The sequence below is a fragment of the Mycoplasma sp. 1018B genome, assembly GCF_024582675.1.
GTDB lineage: Bacteria > Bacillota_I > Bacilli_A > Mycoplasmatales > Metamycoplasmataceae > Mycoplasmopsis.
In genome coordinates this window covers 143,186-162,650 of record NZ_CP102084.1, presented here as the reverse complement: position 1 = coordinate 162,650, position 19,465 = coordinate 143,186, and the positions used below count along the sequence as shown (strand labels likewise).

Annotated in this window: 9 protein-coding genes and 2 tRNA genes; 3 read left to right on the top strand and 8 right to left on the bottom strand. The window is 22.9% G+C overall.

Annotated features, from left to right (window positions below):
• Window positions 1–37 precede the first annotated feature (37 nt).
• Genes NPA14_RS00740 through NPA14_RS00725 form a run of 4 tightly spaced genes read right to left on the bottom strand, consistent with a single transcriptional unit; the run spans window position 38 to window position 3,626 of the window.
• Window positions 38–289 (bottom strand): YneF family protein, encoded by a 252-nt coding sequence (locus tag NPA14_RS00740; protein WP_257076097.1) that lies wholly within the window; start codon window positions 287–289, stop codon window positions 38–40.
• Between the two features lie 24 nt (window positions 290–313).
• Complete coding sequence (locus tag NPA14_RS00735) at window positions 314–1,399, bottom strand: M20/M25/M40 family metallo-hydrolase (protein WP_257076095.1); 1,086 nt, start codon at window positions 1,397–1,399, stop codon at window positions 314–316.
• 17 nt (window positions 1,400–1,416) lie between these two features.
• Window positions 1,417–2,778, bottom strand: coding sequence for a M17 family metallopeptidase (locus NPA14_RS00730; RefSeq protein WP_257076093.1), 1,362 nt, complete (start codon window positions 2,776–2,778; stop codon window positions 1,417–1,419).
• A complete protein-coding gene (locus tag NPA14_RS00725; RefSeq protein WP_257076091.1) occupies window positions 2,778–3,626 on the bottom strand; it encodes a deoxyribonuclease IV in 849 nt (282 codons plus the stop codon). The genes NPA14_RS00730 and NPA14_RS00725 overlap by 1 nt, the downstream gene beginning before the upstream one ends.
• 139 nt (window positions 3,627–3,765) lie before the next feature.
• On the opposite strand from NPA14_RS00725, the gene NPA14_RS00720 reads away from it, so the two are divergent.
• From NPA14_RS00720 to NPA14_RS00710, 3 genes are all read left to right on the top strand, one after another.
• A tRNA-Leu gene (locus tag NPA14_RS00720) sits at window positions 3,766–3,852 on the top strand.
• Between the two features lie 22 nt (window positions 3,853–3,874).
• A tRNA-Lys gene (locus tag NPA14_RS00715) sits at window positions 3,875–3,950 on the top strand.
• Window positions 3,951–4,037: 87 nt separating this feature from the next.
• A complete protein-coding gene (locus tag NPA14_RS00710) occupies window positions 4,038–6,689 on the top strand; it encodes a hypothetical protein (protein WP_257076089.1) in 2,652 nt (883 codons plus the stop codon).
• Between the two features lie 33 nt (window positions 6,690–6,722).
• Here NPA14_RS00710 and fusA read toward each other — a convergent pair whose 3' ends face one another.
• The 4 genes from fusA to NPA14_RS00690 all read right to left on the bottom strand — a co-directional run bounded on the left by fusA (window position 6,723) and on the right by NPA14_RS00690 (window position 19,116).
• Window positions 6,723–8,813 (bottom strand): elongation factor G, encoded by a 2,091-nt coding sequence (fusA, locus tag NPA14_RS00705; RefSeq protein WP_257076087.1) that lies wholly within the window; start codon window positions 8,811–8,813, stop codon window positions 6,723–6,725.
• 23 nt (window positions 8,814–8,836) lie between these two features.
• Complete coding sequence (gene rpsG, locus NPA14_RS00700) at window positions 8,837–9,307, bottom strand: 30S ribosomal protein S7 (RefSeq protein WP_257076086.1); 471 nt, start codon at window positions 9,305–9,307, stop codon at window positions 8,837–8,839.
• A gap of 20 nt (window positions 9,308–9,327) precedes the next feature.
• Window positions 9,328–9,744: a 30S ribosomal protein S12 gene (gene rpsL / locus NPA14_RS00695; protein ID WP_257076085.1), complete on the bottom strand. Its 417-nt coding sequence runs from the start codon at window positions 9,742–9,744 to the stop codon at window positions 9,328–9,330.
• Between the two features lie 120 nt (window positions 9,745–9,864).
• A complete protein-coding gene (locus tag NPA14_RS00690; RefSeq protein WP_257076084.1) occupies window positions 9,865–19,116 on the bottom strand; it encodes a GDSL-type esterase/lipase family protein in 9,252 nt (3,083 codons plus the stop codon).
• Window positions 19,117–19,465 lie beyond the last annotated feature (349 nt).

Sequence of the window (19,465 nt, the reverse complement as noted above, 5' to 3'; positions counted from 1 at the left end):
TATTAAATCGCAAATAAAAAAAGAAAGTTAACCTTTCTTAATTTTTATCATATTTAGCATTAGTCATTGAACGCATAACATCTTTAATTTGTTTTTCAGAAGCTTTTCTACCCATTTGTAAAAACATAGCACGTATCATTTTTTCTGTAATAGGAGGATTTTCTTTAATTTGTTTTTCAAATTTTTTCTTGGCTACTACAAATGCTACCATAGCACCGGCTATAGCGAAAACTATAGCAGCTGCAATAACTATTCCTATTCATCCACCTAAAGAAATACCATTATTCATCAAATGCTCCTTATTTATACTAAATTATTTATATTTTATTATTCTATCATAAATTTCTAAATTCATATTTTTTATAAATTCAGTTAACAAATCACCAGCAGCTATTAAATCATTAATATCACACACACCTATAGGCGAATGTAAATAACGCTGGGGTAAAGAAATTGTAATAGTCGCTGCTCCACCTTTACTATATTGTAAGGCTGAAGCGTCAGTGCCACCACCCATTGAAATAAACTTGTAATGTTTAATATTAAATTTTTCACCAATATGACACAAATAATTAGTTAATTTAGGGTCAGCCATCATTGCTCCATCCATTATTCTCAACGCAGCACCTAATCCTAATTTAGTAGTTCCTGCTATAACGTCAGGAGTGTCATGAGAAGAAGTAGTATCTAAAGCTATAGCAATATCAGGATTAATTAGTTGAACACTAGTTTTAGCTCCTCTAGTTCCAACTTCTTCTTGAACAGTTGCTACTAAAAATAAATCTACATCTAAGTTTAATTGATTCACTTTATGAGCAATGTATTCTAAAACACATACTCCAGCTCTATTATCCATTGCTTTACCTGCTATCAAATTTTGATTATGAAAATTAATTGTTGGGGCTGTTAAATATATCACATTACCAATTTCTACTTTATTTTCTAAAGCATTCTCTTTACTAAAAAAACCAAAATCAACATATAATTCTTTATTATTGATTGCCTTAGTGCGTTTTTCTGGTTCTAATATATGAATTGAAGTATGTCCAAAAACACCTTCAAAGCGTTCATTTAATGAATTAATTAAAATTGCTTTAGTACCTATTACAACAGTAGGTCAAATTCCTCCTATAGGTTCAACTAAAATATGTCCTGTGGAAGTAATATCTCTAACTAAATAACCTACTTCATCCATATGAGCAGCAATCATAATTTTAGGAGCATTAATTGAATGAGATTTTTTATGTAAAATTAATGAACCAAAGTTGTCATAACTAATTTCAAAATTAGTATTGTGTAAATTTTGAATCAATTTTTGTGCAACGGGTTTTTCAAAACGAGAAGGAGCTTCCAACTTCATATATTCTAATAACTTTGTTTTAAAAATTTCTTTATTCATTTATTTATCCTTTTGATTTAATTATTAATTACAAAATCTACTAATGTATCAATTAAAACTCCTTGTGGTTTACCGTTTATATCTGCTGTTCCGGCTATATCACAATGAATAAATGGAATATCTTTAGTAAACTCTTTCAAAAACATTGCGGCTGCATTAGCATCAGATTTAACTGTATTGGAATAATTCATTAAATCAGCTACTAAAGAAGATTTATTTCCTTCATGAAAATCTTCATGAAATGGCATTCTTCAAATTTTTTCTAAGTTATTTTCTGCAGCTTGCTTCATTTTTTCTCACAAATTATCTTCAGTAGCATAAATACCACTATAAACATTTCCTAAAGCTACAGTCATAGTTCCTGTTAAAGTAGCTACATCAATTAAAGTTGTAGCATTTAATTTTTCAGCTCCATAGTAAAGACCATCAGCTAAAACTAATCTTCCTTCTGCGTCAGTATCACTAACTTCAACACTTATTTGTGCCATTGATTGATAAATATTTTCAGGTAAAGAAGCATCTAAAGCTAAACGATTATCAGTAATCATCATTATTGCGCTAACATTTTTTTTAACTTTTAATTGTGCTAAAGTTTTTACAACATATGCAACAATTACTGAACCGCTCATATCATATTTCATTCCTTCCATATGATATCCTTTAGTATTAACTCCTCCTGTATCGAAAGTAATTCCTTTACCTACTAAAACTGTTTTTTCTTTTGAATCTTTATCTCCTGTATATTCAATTATAACTACTCTTGGTTCATGTGTAGAACCTTTATTAACCGAAAGAATTAAATTCATATTTAAAGTTTCTAATTCTTTTTTACCTAAAACATTTATTTTTAAATTATTTATTCCACTAAAATCCTCAACAATAAAATTAGCTAATTGTTCGGAATTACAATAGTTTTCAGGCATAATTTGTAAATTGCGAATTAAATTACGATTATTGGCTACTAAAGCAAATTTATTGAATAAATTTAAGTAATTATCATCTTGCATTAAAATTGAAAATTCTTTTTTGGGAGTATTATTTTTTTTCTTATTAAATAATTGAGCGCTATAAAAAATAATTTCTTTTGTGAAAATTTTCAATAATTGTTCAATAGTAATATTTTTATTTAAAAAAGAATATAAATCAAATTGATATTCTCTTTTAGCTGCATTTAAAGTTGTTTTTATTAATTCATTTAAACTATCAAGATCTTGATTATCTTTTGAAATGTAAATATAAGCTAAATTTTGATCTAAAAATTCAGTTATTGAACCATTTTTTAAGTTAATTAGACTATTATTTATAGAATCATTTTCGTATTGAGCCTTTAATAAAATAGTTTTTTCTTTTTGTTTAGTTAAATAAATATTATTTAGCATTATAATTCTCCTTTTTCTTTATAGTTAAGTAACATTGTAATTTCTTCTTTATAAATTGAACCACTTTCAGGAATAGGTGTTTCTAAAATAATTGGAACATTATCAAAATCTTTATCATGAACAAATTTAGCTAATGTTTTTAGTCCAATATGACCTAAATCTATATTTGCATGACGATCTTTATGAGAAGCTAATTCATTTTTAGAATCATTTAAATGAATAACTTTTATTTCTTTTAACAAATCAAAATTAATTAATTCTTTTTTAAAAGTTTCATAATTTTTTAAATCATAACCAGCGTCTCAAATGTGACAAGTGTCTAAACACATTTTTACTCTTGTACTATTTAAACTTTTAATTAAATAACTTAATTGTTCTAAATTAATACCTATTTCGCTTCCTTTCCCCGCCATTGTTTCTATACAAATAATCACATTTTCAGTTCTAGCTATAACAACTTTTAAAACATGAATTAAACAATCTAACGCTTCTTGGGGTTTGAAAGTAGTATATGAACCAGGATGTAATACTAAATATTTAGCTCCTATATAATTCATTCTTTTGATTTCTTGTACTAAAAATTCAATTGCAAATTTTTGTTTATTTGGATTTGCTGGATTGACAATATAAGGAGCATGAACTACTATATCTTCAGCTTTAATCAAATTTTTATATTTTTTAAAATATTCATCTCTTCCATATTGTTGAATATCAACTCTTTTAGTATTTTGAGGTGCCCCTAAATAAATCATCATACAATTTGCACCATTATTTAAACTAGTTTGACAAGCACCAATTAAATATTCTGACTTTTTAGCAAATGCAACATGTGAACCTAATTTAATCATTTTTGCTCCTTTTTAACTTTTTTAATTATATTTTAAAAGTAAATTAAATATTTAATTTAACTAGGAAAAAAATATAAAAAAAATGTTTGTTTAAAAAACTTTTTATTCTATAATGTTAATGTATTTATTATAAATTTATGCCCAGGTGGCGGAATAGGTAGACGCAAGGGACTTAAAATCCCTCGGACGTTAGTCCGTGCTGGTTCAAGTCCAGTTCTGGGTACCATTTGGTTCAATGAACCAAAAAAGCGTCCATAGCTCAGCAGGTAGAGCAAATGGCTTTTAACCATTGGGTCAGAGGTTCGAATCCTCTTGGACGTACCATTTCAAATTTTGTCCTAAAAGTAGTTTTTAACTACTTTTTATTTTATTTTTAAAACAGGTAAAATTTAATATAGATGAAGGTATTATATGAATAAAAAGAAAAAAATTATATTAACATCACTTATGCTAACTACAATTGTGATTATTCCTATTATTAGCGTTCCTTTAGTATATTATGCAAAAATAAAAACTAATAATAAAACATTAGATACAAAGAAAGAAAATATTGATTATCAAACTAATATTATGAAATTTACTTTTAATTTTATTAACATTATGCAGGATAATTTAAAAATTAGTTATGAAAAAGAAATTGATATAAATTCTCTTAATGATTATCCAAAATTTAATATTAAATTGAAAGATTTTAACTTATTCGACTTTAAAATAATTAATAATAACCAAATTTTGGATGAGTTAATAGTAGATTTAAATAAAACAATAGAAATAAAAATTATTCCAAATAATTTTGAAACTAAAATAGAAATTATTAATGATAATAAAAAATATAATAATTTATCTATTCTTAGAAATATTTATGATAATAAAATCACTATTGAAAATAAAATTAAAAATTTACTGGATAATAATGATACATTCGAAATTATTGAAGAAAATATTCTTAATAATGTTTTAAAAATTAAACTTAATCAAGAAAAAAAGCAAAATAATAAATTTCTAACATTAAATTATATAAATAGATTTGATAATTCATTATTTTATAAAGAGCAAATACCAATTGAAATAAGCAAAACTAATTTTGATTTTAATTTGAAAAAATCAAATAATAATGAAATTAAAAATAATTTTTTACTTGTCAATCAAAAGAAAAAAATTGTTAATAATATTAATTTAGATCTTTCTAAAAATAATCATGATATAGCTATTTTCCCAAAAGAATATTTAGTAAAAATTAATTCAAATTTAGAGGAATTTAATAATAAAAATATTCACGTAAATTATCAATTTAACAAAGATAATTTAATAACAGAATTAAATAAAATAATTAATACAAGGCATTATCAATTTCACTTAAGAAAAAATTTTGTATTTGGCGATAATGAAATATTAATAATAATTGAAAAAATAGAAGATAAAAATGAATTAATTAAACAATTAACAAATCAAAAAGAAATCATTGAAATAATAAAAAATAATAACAATATCTTAAATATAGAAGAAATTAATTCTTTTGATATTAGTGAATTTGATTTTCTTGTGGAAAAATCTATTCCAAAACTAAAAGAAATAAAAGAAAATATTTTACAAATTATTGATAAATCTTTTAATTTAGCAAATCAAAATCTTAATCAAGAATTAATTAATTTAAAATTAGAATTAAATAATTTAGAAACAAATAAATATTATATTGAAGATATTAAAGAAGAATATAACTATTTCATAGGTGAAAAAGAAAATTTAAGTAATAAAAATTCCTTTATTAAATTTTATTTATTAAATATTAATAACATATTTGATTTAAAGCAAAAAATCAATAATAAAATAAGTAGAACACAAAATTTTATAAAAATAGCACAAGAATTTTTAGATACTTCAAAAAGAAAATCTTTAATGTCTATTAATTTAAAATTAAATTATCCCTTAATAGATGATGTTTATCAAATTGGTCAAGCTCAAGAAATTAATTTAAATATAAATATAAATGAAGAAGAAAAATTATTTAATATACAAGATTTAAAATTATTAATAGAAACAGGAGATTTAGAAATTTTATATAGCTTTGATCGCGCTGGAAATAATTTTACTCAATTAGCTAAAAATCAATTTGATTTTCTTAATAATCAATTATTAATTCCCTTTAATAAACAGGATAATCAGCAATATGTTATTAGATTAAGAATTAATTATAAAAAACAAAGAATAGCTATAAATGCAATAAATGCAAATGGTACTAATAAATGAACGTGAATTCAAAGAGGAAATGATTTTGATTTAACACCTAACGTAAAGAGTATTATTAAAAATTCAATTGATGATTATTGATTATTTCCTAAAGGACATAGTATTATTTTAAAAGAAAAAATATTGGATGGTGCTAATCAAACTAATACGAATTATTTAAATAACTTAATTAAACAACAAAGTAATATGATTTGAAATACTAAAATTTCAGATCAAAATAATTTTAAATATCAAGATGCTTTAAATTTAATGCTATTGAAAGTGTTTATTGATACTAATTTAAATAATAGTAATTTTAATTGAGAAAAAGAAAAAAGTATTTTTACTAAAAATATTACTGAAAATGGTAGTTTTATTTATGAGCATCATCTTATTGCTACTAAAGACAGTTCAACAACTAATTTTAAAACTATTGGTGGTAACTTTTTTGAAACAATTTTAGAAAGTAATCTAGCTAAACATTATGATTTCAAAGTTAATGATAAAATTAAATTTATTTTTGAATTAGATAACACTCTTACATGAAATGATAATTTTTATGCAAACACATTACCACAAGTTATAAGAAACAATAATGGCGATTTTTTATCCACAGCCAAACAATTTAATTGAAGAGGAAAATATCCGTTTTTAGCTACTTATTATGGAAAATTCATTCTAAAAATGTTTGTAAATGATAAATTAATTTGAAATTATTCTACTCACGATAATAATCAAATGCATGTTTTACCTATTTTTGTTTTAGTTAAAGAAAATATTAACGGTAATAAATTTATTAGTGTATATAATTCATCATCTAGAGTTTCTTTAATATAAAAAAAACAATCGTAATCGATTGTTTTTTTTATATTAATCTTCATCTTTAGTTTGAATATTACGACGTTTAATAATTTCATCAGCAATATTTTTAGGACATTTTTCATAATGATGGAATTGCATTTGATAAGTTCCTCTACCCGAGGTCATACTACGTAAATCTGTTGAATAACCAAACATTTCACTTAATGGAACTAATGCACGAATAATACTTGCACCATCATTTCTGGTTTCATTTTCTTGTAATTGACCTCTACGACGAGTTAAATCGCCCATTACATCACCAAAATAATCTTCTGGTATAACTACTGCAACATCCATTATTGGTTCTAATAAAACTGTTCCTAATTGATCTTTAGCTTTAGTTAATGCTTTAGAAGCAGCTATTTTATAAGCTAATTCAGATGAATCGACATCATGATATGAACCATCGTATAAAGTAGCTTTAATATCAATCATTGGATATCCAGCTAAAATACCGGCCGCCATTTTTTCTTCAAGACCTTTTTGTATTGGTTTAATATATTCTTTTGGAATTTTTCCACCAACAATTTTGTCTACAAATTCAAAACCTTTATCGTGATTAGGTTCAAATTTAATTCAAACATGACCATATTGACCTTTACCACCTGATTGTTTAACGTGTTTACCTTCAACTTCAGCGGTTTTAGTAATTGTTTCACGATATGAAACTTGAGGAGCCCCAACTTTGGCTTTAACATTATGTTCTCTTCTTAAACGATCAACAATAATATCAAGGTGTAATTCACCCATACCAGCTATAATTGTTTGCCCAGTTTCTTCATCTGTATAAGTTCTAAAAGTTGGATCTTCAGCTGCAAGTTTTTGTAAACCTAAAGCTAATTTTTCCATAGCATCTTTTGATTCAGGTTCAAGAGCTTGAGAAATAACTGGTTCAGGAAAGACCATTTTTTCCAATATATAATGAGGAGCTTTTTCACCAACTAAAGTATCTCCAGTAGTAGTAGATTTTAATCCAACAGCTGCATTAATATCTCCAGCATAACATTCATCAATTTCTTGACGACTGTTAGCATGCATTTGAATAATACGTCCAATTCTTTCTTTTACATCTTTAGTTGAATTATATACATAACTTCCTTTTTTAAGTACACCAGCATAAACACGGAAGAAAGTTAATGAACCAACATAAGGATCAGTCATTATTTTAAATGCTAAAGCAGCAAAATCATGATTATCTGTAGCTGGAACTTCTAATTCTTGACCATTTAATTCAGCCTTAATAGCAGGAACATCAAGTGGAGATGGTAAATAATCTACCACTGCATCAAGCATTTTTTTAACAGCTTTATTTTTGAAGCTAGTACCACAGACTGCTGGGAAAAATTCAGCTGTAATTGTAGCTTTTCTAATTACTGCTTTTAATTCTTCAACAGATGGCTCGTGGCCTTCTAAAATTTGCATCATAAATTCATCATCATAAGTAGCAACTGTTTCAATTAATTCTTGACGTTTTTCTTTTGCTAATTCTAATAAATCTGATGGTATTTCAATTTCTTTTGCAATTTCTTCTGGTTTGCCATCATAAATAAATGCTTTCATTTCTACAAGATCTACAACTCCTTCAAAAAAGGCTTCAGAACCTATAGGAATTTGAATAGCAACTGCATTTGCATTTAATCTTTCTTTAACAGATTTAACTGACATGAAAAAGTCTGCTCCTGCTTTATCCATTTTATTTACATAAACAATTCTTGGTACTTTATAATTAGTAGCTTGTCTTCAAACAGTTTCTGTTTGAGGTTCCACGCCACTTTGTGCATCTAAAACTGCAACAGCACCATCTAAAACACGTAATGAACGTTCAACTTCGACTGTAAAATCTACGTGTCCTGGAGTATCAATAATATTTATTCTTTTACCATTTCAATAAGCTGTTGTTGCAGCAGAGGTAATGGTAATACCTCTTTCTTGTTCTTGTTCCATTCAATCCATTTGTGAAGCACCATCATGGGTTTCACCAATTTTATGAATTTTACCAGTATGTAATAAAATTCTTTCAGTTGTTGTGGTTTTTCCTGCATCAATGTGAGCCATTATACCAATATTACGATAATCTTTTAATTCATATTCTCTTGCCATAATATCATTTTCCTAATACGGTATTATCACCTAAAGTGAGCAAAAGCACGATTAGCTTCGGCCATTTTGTGTGTATCTTCACGTTTTTTAATAGCTCCACCAGTTTTATTTGATGCGTCAATAATTTCGTTTGCTAAACGTACATCCATAGTTTTTTCATTTCTTAGTCTAGCATATTGAACTAATCATCTTAATGATAAAGTTTGTTTTCTACGAGCAGAAACTTCGGTTGGTACTTGATAATTAGTTCCTCCAATTCTTCTAGTTCTTACTTCTAATTGAGGAGTAACATTTTCCACGGCCGATAAAAATACTTCCATTGGATCTTTTTGAGTTTTTTCTTTTACTATATCAAAAGCTTTATACAAGATTTCTTGAGCAATAGATTTTTTCCCATCTAGCATAATAGTATTAATTAATTTGGTTACTAATACAGAATTAAAAATTGGATCAGCTAAAACTTCTCTTTTAGGGGCACTATTTTTTCTTGACATATTTTTCTCCTAATAATTAATTAATTTTTCTTTTCTTTTTTAGTTCCGTATAATGAACGACCTTGTTTACGATTATTAACACCTGCTAGATCTTGTGTTCCACGTACAATATGATATCTTACACCAGGTAAATCTTTAACTCTTCCACCTCTAATTAAAACTACTGAGTGTTCTTGTAAATTATGTCCTTCTCCTCCAATGTAAGCTGTTACTTCCATTCCATTAGATAATTTAACTCTAGCATATTTACGCATAGCTGAGTTAGGTTTTTTAGGGGTCATTGTAGCAACCCTTGTACATACACCTCTTTTAAAAGGTGCGGATGCCTTATATTGTTTTTTTAATAATGAGTTATATGATAAGTTAAGTACAGGCGCTTTAGATTTTCTCACCTTATCAACTCTACCATTAGTAACTAATTGATTTGTTGTTGGCATTTTTTCCTTTCTAAAATATTGCTTTAATTATTAACATATTATAAAATAATATGCATATTATATAACAACTTTGCCGTGTGTATCAATATTTTTTATAAAAAATACCAATTGCTTGGTATTTTATCTATCACGATAATCACGGTAAACATATCTATCATAATTGTTAGTATAAACATTCGGCATATAACCACGTTTTAAATCTTCCATTAAAACTTGTGTAAAAGTTTTATTTCTATTAAATCTTACATCATAAAGATCTTGATTACGATATTTAATTGTTCCATAATAAATATAAGTTAATACCGAATCTCTTGGATAAAAAGTTTGACTTAACGAACCAGAAGATGCGCTATAACCATTAACCGTTTGAGTGCCTTGTCAAAATTGTGAATTAATGCTATAATCGGCGTTGATTCCAGCAACTCATAAATCATCAAATCTTCCTGTTCTTTTGTTTGCATATTTTTCAAAAAGTTGGCCTCTATATTTATCTTTATATTTTGCTATTGCTTGTTGAAATTGATTATGTAAAATTCCTTCTACTGTTGTTTTAATATGCAATCAATATTGTAAAACTGGAATATTTTCTTTTCTTCCAAATTGTAACAATGAAGTAAAAATTCTTCATAAAGCTTTATAAGCTTCTGATTTTTCTTTTAATTCTTGATAACTAGTTATTTTTGGTAATCTAACTAATTCTTTAAAATATTCTTCAAAAATAGGTCCAAATACTGAAGTTAATAAATTAGTTACTCCAGATCTAATTAAATTAATAGCTGCGCTTATTTCGACATTAACACCATTACCAAATGGATTATCATTATTATTATTTGTGGTATTATTTGAAGAACTTGCAGTATTAGAACCAAATAAGAAACTAAAAATTCCTTTTTCCCTGCTTAAAGGTGTTTTTGAAAATAAAATATTAATTAAACTGGTTAAATCTTTAGAATTAACAGATTGTATTATTTGGTTAAAAATTTTGGTATTATTTAAAATTTTTTCTAAACTAATTTTATTATCATTAGTTTTAATAAATTTTAATGCTCCTCGTATAGCATCATTTTGGATTTTTTGTAAATAGTTATTACCTTTATATTGATTAAGAGTTTTTAAAGATTCAAAGACTGCATCGGCTACATTATCAAAAATAAATGTATTAACAATTCCTTTGCTTATATCTCTTGTTACTCTTTGAAATACTAAAATATCACTATCTGATAAATCGAATTCTTTAGCTTTTAATTCCTTTGCTAATATTGTTCCTAAAGCTTGACCTACTTCATCTTTATCGACCAAAATTTCTCTTAATCATTTTTTAACTAAATCTTTTATTTGAGGCGCACTACTAGAACTAAGTAATTGATTGAAAGCATCAAATCAAGTTTTTTGTTGAGCATATCATTGATTATTATTAACAATTTCATTAATTAAAATATGTAATAATTCTCTTAAATATTTACTTTGTAAAAAGGAAATAATTGTTTCACTAGTTTGACTATCAGTTAAACCTAATTTTAAAATTAAATTTTTTATATTAAAATCTTTAATAAATTTGCCGATTAAATCAGGTTCAGAAGTAATGCCATCAACTATTTTTATTAAATTATCTTTAATAATAGTTTTATTATTATTTAAAGTTGATGTTTTAAGAATAATTTGTACAAATTTATAATCACTAATATTTATGGCTTCCAAAATGTCACTTAATAAATCAGCAAAAATTGATTCAGAAGTTAATAATTTATCAAAATTAGTAATCAATTTAGAAATAATAGGTTGAATAATATTCATATTTCTAAGAATACTTGGTAATTCAGCATGTAAATCATTAATTAATTTTTGATTTGCCGCAGAAGAAGCATTAATACCGTATTTGCTAAGATTATAATTAAATATTCCTGTAATAATTGTTTTAGTTTGAGGAGCTTGTAAAAAAGTAATAATTATATTTTCTATGTCTGTAGTCAATTGAATTTTTCTAGTTTGATTTTGATTATAAACATTTAATAAATCTTTTACTCTTGTTAATTTTTGATATTCTTCTGGCGTTTCTAAAAAGTTAGCGAAAATATGATCAAATAAAACAAAAAATTCATTTGAATCAACAACATAAGAAATTAAATTTTTTAAATCATTTAAATTAAAGAAATTTTGTAATAAAGTTCTTATATTTATGTCTAAAGTTTCTCAAATTAAATCAGCTGCTGCTATTTGAGAATTATTAAAAATATATTTAATAATATTTCTTAAAATAATAACTATTACTCTTCGATTATTCTTAATTCTAGGATTATTAATTAAAGAATTAATAATTTTAAGTATGGTAGCTTCAATTTTTAAATTATCACTAAAATATTTCTCTTTAAAAATTAAAGCAATATTTGCAAAATTAAAATTGTCAAAATTAGTTTTAGCTTCTTTTAATAATGCTTCAAAAAAGGTGTTAATTAAACCAATTTGATCATCTAAATCATTTAAAGAAATAAATAAATTATCAATTACATCGCTTATTTCTTCACGCGTTAAATTTTCATTAATTTGTGGAAATTGTTCTAAAATACCAGAAAGAATTTCACTAATAATAGTATTAAATTTATCATCAACAATAATAGATTTTAATCATTGAGAAAGTTTTTTAACAATGAATTGATTATACGTATCGTCAGCTAAATATTCTTTGAAAAATAGTGGAATTTTTGCAATATCTTCAAATTTTTGTACTTTAGTAAAAAGTAAATTATTTACAAAATGTTCCATTAAATTCTTAATATTTTGATTTTTTAAAATTGAATTAACTAACAATTTAATATCTGCATCTGTTATATGTGCAAATAAAGGATTAATAATGGGTTTTAAAAATTCAGGTATTAAATCTAACAATTGATTTTTATTAAAAGTATTAGTTATAAATTCAATAATACCAGTATACAATTTACTATCTGTTATGTTAGTTAATAATTTTTTGGTTAAATCAAATGCTGTATTAATATTATCAAAATCATTTTTTAAATCACTTATAGTATCTAAAATAGCGTCAAGCAATTTATCAAAATGATTTGACGAGAATATTAAAATAAATAAATCTTTTGCTTTTTGTTCACTAGTATTGTTATTAGTATTAAATGCTATATCACTAGCTAATTTATCTTTTCAAACTTTAGAAATATCAGAGGTTAAAATATTGATTAATAACCTTTTTAAAATTACTTTATTTTCTTCTAGGTAATTATTATTTACAAGAATTTTTAAAGCTTTAATCATTTCAATTTCTAAACGATTACTATTATTTACAAATTGTTCTCTTAATGATGTTATAAATTTATTAAAAGTTAAATCATTAGCACCTTGAGATAATAAATGCGTTAGACCTTCTATTAATCTTGTGAAAATTTTTAATTCATCTTCTAATTGATTAATTAATTTAATTAAATTGTTAATTAAATTGGCAAATTCTTGATGATTAATATTATTAACCATACCTTTATATTTACTTAAAAATGTATAAAGAATATTAATTAAATTATTTTTAAAGGTTTCATCAGTTAATAAATCTTTTGCTAAACCTATTAAAGCTTCATTTGCTTTTTTTCTATTTTCTTCTATACCAAATCAAATTTTAAATAAATTATTAACATTTTTTAATTCCTCAAATCTATTTGTTGAAGATAAAATATCATTAAAGAAATTGTCTAATAAGTTTTTAAAGTTTTGATTATCTAAAATATATTTAATAACTTGTTCTATTGTTTCAAAAGAAATTAAATCTCTATGTTCAATTGGAATTTGGGAAATAATTTTATTTTTAACAAAATTTCTAATTGTTTCATTTTTAAAAATAAAATTAATTAATTCTTTAAATTTATTGTAAATATCACTTTTACTAATATCTTGTAAAACTATTTTTATTATTTCGAAAAAATTGTTTTTATCTTTAATTAAAGAATATTCAATATTAAATAATTTGTTTAATAAAGTATTGATAAAATTATTTAATTCATCGCTATTAAATAAAATATTTAAAATATTTTTAAATTCATTATCTTCTGAATTAATAGCTAAAACTGGAGCCAAAACTTTTATAATTTCGTTTTTGAAATTAAATAATTTTTCCTCATTAAATAAATTAATAGCTATTTTATTAATGGTTTTTTTATTATTTACATATCTTTTAGTTTCAACAACTACTTTATAAATATCTAAAGCTAATTTTTCTGCAATTTGATTATTATTCAATACTTTAAAAATTTCGGTTTTTCAATCTAAGGAATTACCAAAAACACCATCAACACTTAATTTATGAAAAATGCTATTTAAAATTTCTGTAGCAAAACTATTTTTTTGTAATATTAATTCTGTATTAGTTATAAAATCTGAAGCAGCTTTGTTAAAATCATTTTCATTAATTCCAGTCACAATATTTGTATTATTTTGTAAATATTGATATAAAGAATTAATTATTTTGTTTTTAATTGATTCATTTTTAAGCAAGTCTACAACAAAATTTTGGATTTTATTTGATAGTATTTTATTATTATCTGAATTTTTAAATCATTGTTTAATAAGTGAATCATAATTTTTAAAAGCTTCAATAACATCTAATTCTTTATTTAAAATCCCCTCATTAAGAAAATTATCAATAATATTTTTAATAGAATTATTAGCAAAAGTAAAATTAATAATTTCTTTAACTAAATTAAATTGAACATAATTTGAAAAATCGCCTAATTTATTATTTAAAATTAATTGTGCAAAATTTTCTATTTTTTTATCATTTAAAATATTAGAAATTAAAGAAGTCAATGATGAATAAATTGTTGATTGTGAAAAATCATTTAATAATATTCTTACAATATCTGAATAATTATTAATTTGAGATAAATTACTTTTTTCAATTTTAGCAAAACGACTCAACAATTCATCTAAAGCTAGTGCTAATTCGTTTCTTTTATACAAATTTTTTATTATTTCCAAAGCTGTTTTTTTGTTATTAATATCCCCAGTAAGTTCAGTCAATCAGTTTGCTAATGAATCATTAACATAATTTAAATATTTAGAATTTAAAAGATTAATGAGCAATTGCTTTAATAAATTTTGATGTTTAGATACTAATTCTTCTTGAACTAAAATTTTGATTGTGCTAATAATTAATTTTTCAATTTCTTTAGCATCTAAAAAGTTTTCTAAATCTTTTAAAAAATCGTTAAAATTAAATTCATCAATATCAGTACTTACTCGTTTTAAGAAAATATTAGTTACATTAGAAACTAATTGAATATTAGTTTCATAAGTTTGAATAAATGAAAGAAAATCTCTTATTAAAGGATCAATTTGTTCTTTATTAATGTTAGATAGAATATTGTCAAATTGAATTAAATAGTTATAAATTATTTTATTTAAAATTGTTTGAAAATCTTTATTAATCAATAAATTAGTTAAAAGCATTGATGTACTTTGACCAATTTTTTCTCGATTATTTTCATCGCTTAATCAAGTTTTAATCAAATCAATCATTTTAATGAATTCATCAGTAGAATTAACTTTAATAATTGTTTTATTAATAAATTGATTTAATAAATCTTTGAAATTATTATCTTTTAAAATAATTAAAATTACTTTAATTAAATCTTCTTTAGTAATATCTAATTTTAATTTTTCTAAAAGCACTTTAATAACTTTATTTTCAATTAATTTATTAAGTTCTTCATTTTGTACAATTTCTTCAATTAATTTTAAAAGTGTATCATAAAGTGTTGAATGTCCTACGTTTTTTAATTGAGTTCATAGTACATCATAAACACTATTAAAATCTTTAATAGTTTCATATTGAACATTAAATAATTGTTTAATTAAAGATTTAATTAAAATATCGAATTGATTAGAATTTAAAACTGTTGAAACTAACAAATCAATTTCGTCTTTGGTTAATTCATTCTTGGATAAATTTTCTAATGAACTAATAATAATATTTTTGATATCAAATAAACGTTTTTCTTTGAAAGCATTAACAAAAATTTGCGAAATAGTTATTTCATTTTTGCTAAAAGTTTGTGTTTTAACAAAACCTTTATATAAATCTAAAACTAGAACTTCAATAGTAGTATTATTTGCTAAAACTTTTTTAATTTCATCTTCAAAAGTTGTTAATCTACCAAAAGCGCCGTCAATTTTTAACTTATTAATAATTGCTTCCACTACTGAATTAAAAAGAATGCTATTATCAATAATTTGAGAAAAATTATTGTAAAGATCACTCATTAAATTATTAAAATCACTATTATTAATTTCAATAACTAAGGAAGAATTAGTTTGCAAAAAGTTATATAAAGAATTAGAAACAAATTTACTTAAATTTTCATTGGACAATAAATCACGAGCAAAAGTTTTAATATAAGAAATTAAAACTTTATTATTAGAATCATCATTTAATCAATTTTTAACTACATTATCTAAATAAGAAAAATCACTATCTTGAGGAATATTAAATAGTGCTTTATTAAAGAAATTATTTAGTATATTTTTAAAAGCTTCATTATTAAAAATAAAACTAAAAGTTTGACCTAGAATACCATCACTTATAAATTTTTGTAATAATTCGATTGAAGAAGTCAAATCACCTAATAAATTAATAACGTCTTTATTATTAATAATAGCATCTAATAAACTAACAATTGCTTGATAAAATTCACTTTTAGTTAAATCTTTAGTTAAAAGAAAAATTAAATCACCTAAAGTAGCACTTTTTTGAAGTTCATTTTTGTCAATAGCAAAAATATAATCAATAAATTTATTAATTAAATTATTTAATTCATTACTTGTTATTGTACTAGTTAAAATATCATTTAATTTATTACTTATATTAACATTATTATTAGCTTGTATGCTTTTAAGTAAAAAATTATGCAAAATTTGTTGAACATTTAAAGTTTTAGAATTTAAAACATTTTTAATAATTTGCTTAAATTGTTCTTTAAATGAATCTAAATTATTAGTTAACAATTGTTTAATTACATTAAAATTAACATCTAAAGCATTACCTAAAGTAAATAATTGACTTATTGATTTACTAATATTATCAATAATTAAATTTATATCTGGTTTTTTAATTGTTTGAGCATCAAAACTATTTAATGTGGCTTGAGCAAGTATTTTTATTATTTCAATATTAGTATTAGTTTTTGCAAAAACATTAATAATTTCTAACAAAAGATTTTTTAAACTTGAATCATTGATATTAATTGTTAGTTCGTATTTATTAAGAATTTTTATTAGAACATTAGTAATAATTTGCTTAAATTCATTATCTTCTAATAAATTATTAACTAATAAATTAATACTATTAACTACACTATCGTAAATATCAGGATGAGTTAAAAGAGAATTTAAAATATCATCAAAATTTTTAGCCTCTGCTATTTCAGGAATGGCATTGAATAAAGCACCAAAAACATTATTTAAAATAATTCTTAAACTTGGATTATGAACAACTTTAAAAATAATTGTTGTTAAATCTTCTTTAGAAATATATTCATTAAATTGTTCTTGATAAATGATATTTACAAATTTGGCAATGATAGATTTGTCTAAATTTAATTGAATAAAATTAGAAATTATTTCAAAAATAATATCTTTAAATTCTTCTCTTTGTATACTATTAGTAAAAAAAGGTAATTTTAAAAATGAATTAAGATAATTAATAATTTTCTCTTCATTTAAAAAAGCAGTTTTAAAGGAATCAATTAAATGAACTAATTTATATTTTTTAGCTCCTGATATTCCATCATTATCTCAATCTGTTTCATAAAAAATTTTAGTTACATCACGAATAAAAGTACTAAAAACTTTATTATCAATCATTCAACTACGTATATAATTGAAATTTTTTTTATTATCTGATAATAAAAAGTTTTTTAATTTTTGTTGAGGATCTAATTTAACATATGACACGCTATTTAAAACATTAATTAAAATGTCATCAAATAAACCGCTTATAAAACGATTATCATCAATTACTCTTTTATAATAATTTTCTAAAGTATAAGTATCAGTAATATTTTTATTTAATTCATCTTTACTTTTAATAAAACTATCTTGATCATTTGTGAACAATCTTTGGTATGTACTTGTTAAATTTTCATCTAATTCAATAATTCTTTCATATGATTTCTGATCGCTTGTTAAATAATCACTATTTCAATTAAAACCATTTTGATTTATTTTTAACAAATTATTAGTATTTAAAGTTAATTTAGCAAAAATATCAATTGCCATTTTTTTATAACCATAAATTGAAGGATGTATATCAAAAAGATACGGAGTTAAAATGTTTGCGTTGGTTTCTCAATAACTTTGATCATAAGGATTAATATAACTGATATTATTTAAATTAGCAATAAATTGTAATTTTTGATTAACTAAATCAATTGCTATTTTACCTACATTAAAAGGCAATTGTAATTCTTGAATAAAATAATCATTTAATAATTGGTTAATAAAAGCTAAAGGCATAGGATAACCAACAAAAACAATATTAGCTTTAGGATTAATTTCTTTTAAAGTTTTAATTAATTCTAATTGTCTATTTTGTACTCTTTGAAAAATTTGTTCAAAAAGTTTATTTAATAAATTTACAATTTGTGCATAATTATAATTATTAGAAATAATTTGTTGAGCTAAATCAGTAAAAGGCAAATCAGCGAATTGTTCTTTAATTAAATGAATAACATCATTAGCTCCTAAAGTTACAGTTATTAAATTAGCTTCTTTTAAATAAATTAAAGCTTCATTAGCAATTAATTGTAAATCAGGTCCAAATAATTTTTGCAATCTAGTATAAACATTTTCGTTTTGAGAATTAAATTTTTCTTGCAAAATAATATTTCAATATTCTAATGTAGTTGATGTTTTAGATAAATTATGAAATGAAGCTAATTTATTTGCTTGTATTTTTTGTAAAAATAAAGCTAAATATGCAGGATAAGAAATACCTTCAATTTTACCTTCAAAATTTAAACTACCAGGAAAATCATTTGGCAAACTGCCATCTCATCCAGCTGCTATTGAATCTCCTATAGCTACATATTTAATTGTTTCTTCTTTTTTTATTGCGTTTTTAGCTAGAGGCTTAATATAATTATCGTCAATAGTGAAAATATTTTTAATATCATTTGATGTTGAAGATGAAGTATCAGGCAAAAACGGTAGATTTGTCTCACTAAAATTTTTATTATCATTATTAAAAAGATCTTTATCAGTAGTTTCAATAATTTTTTCTTTTGTAGGTATAAAACTTAAACCAATTGATAAAGCTATAGTACCTAACATAGCACCAGCTAAAGAAAGTATTAATTTTTTGTTTATTTTTAACTTCATAATATACTCCTTTATAAACTATGTTTATAAAAATTTATTTTACTAATTATACTATGTATCCTAAAAAATAAATAATTACTGATTTTATGGATAAAAAACTTCTTTAAATAAATTATTTCTAGATAAATTATTTAATTTATAAATTTTATAATTATTGTTGTTTATTTGTTAGTAATAAAAACATCTAAAAGAATTAAAAATCATTATAAATAAGATAAATTAGTTTTATTTTTTTGATTATAATTCGAATTAATTTTAATATATGTTTAAAATAAAAAAAACATTTTATTCATTTATTAACTTCTATAGATTATTTGATTTAATTATTATTTTATATTTGTAATTTTAT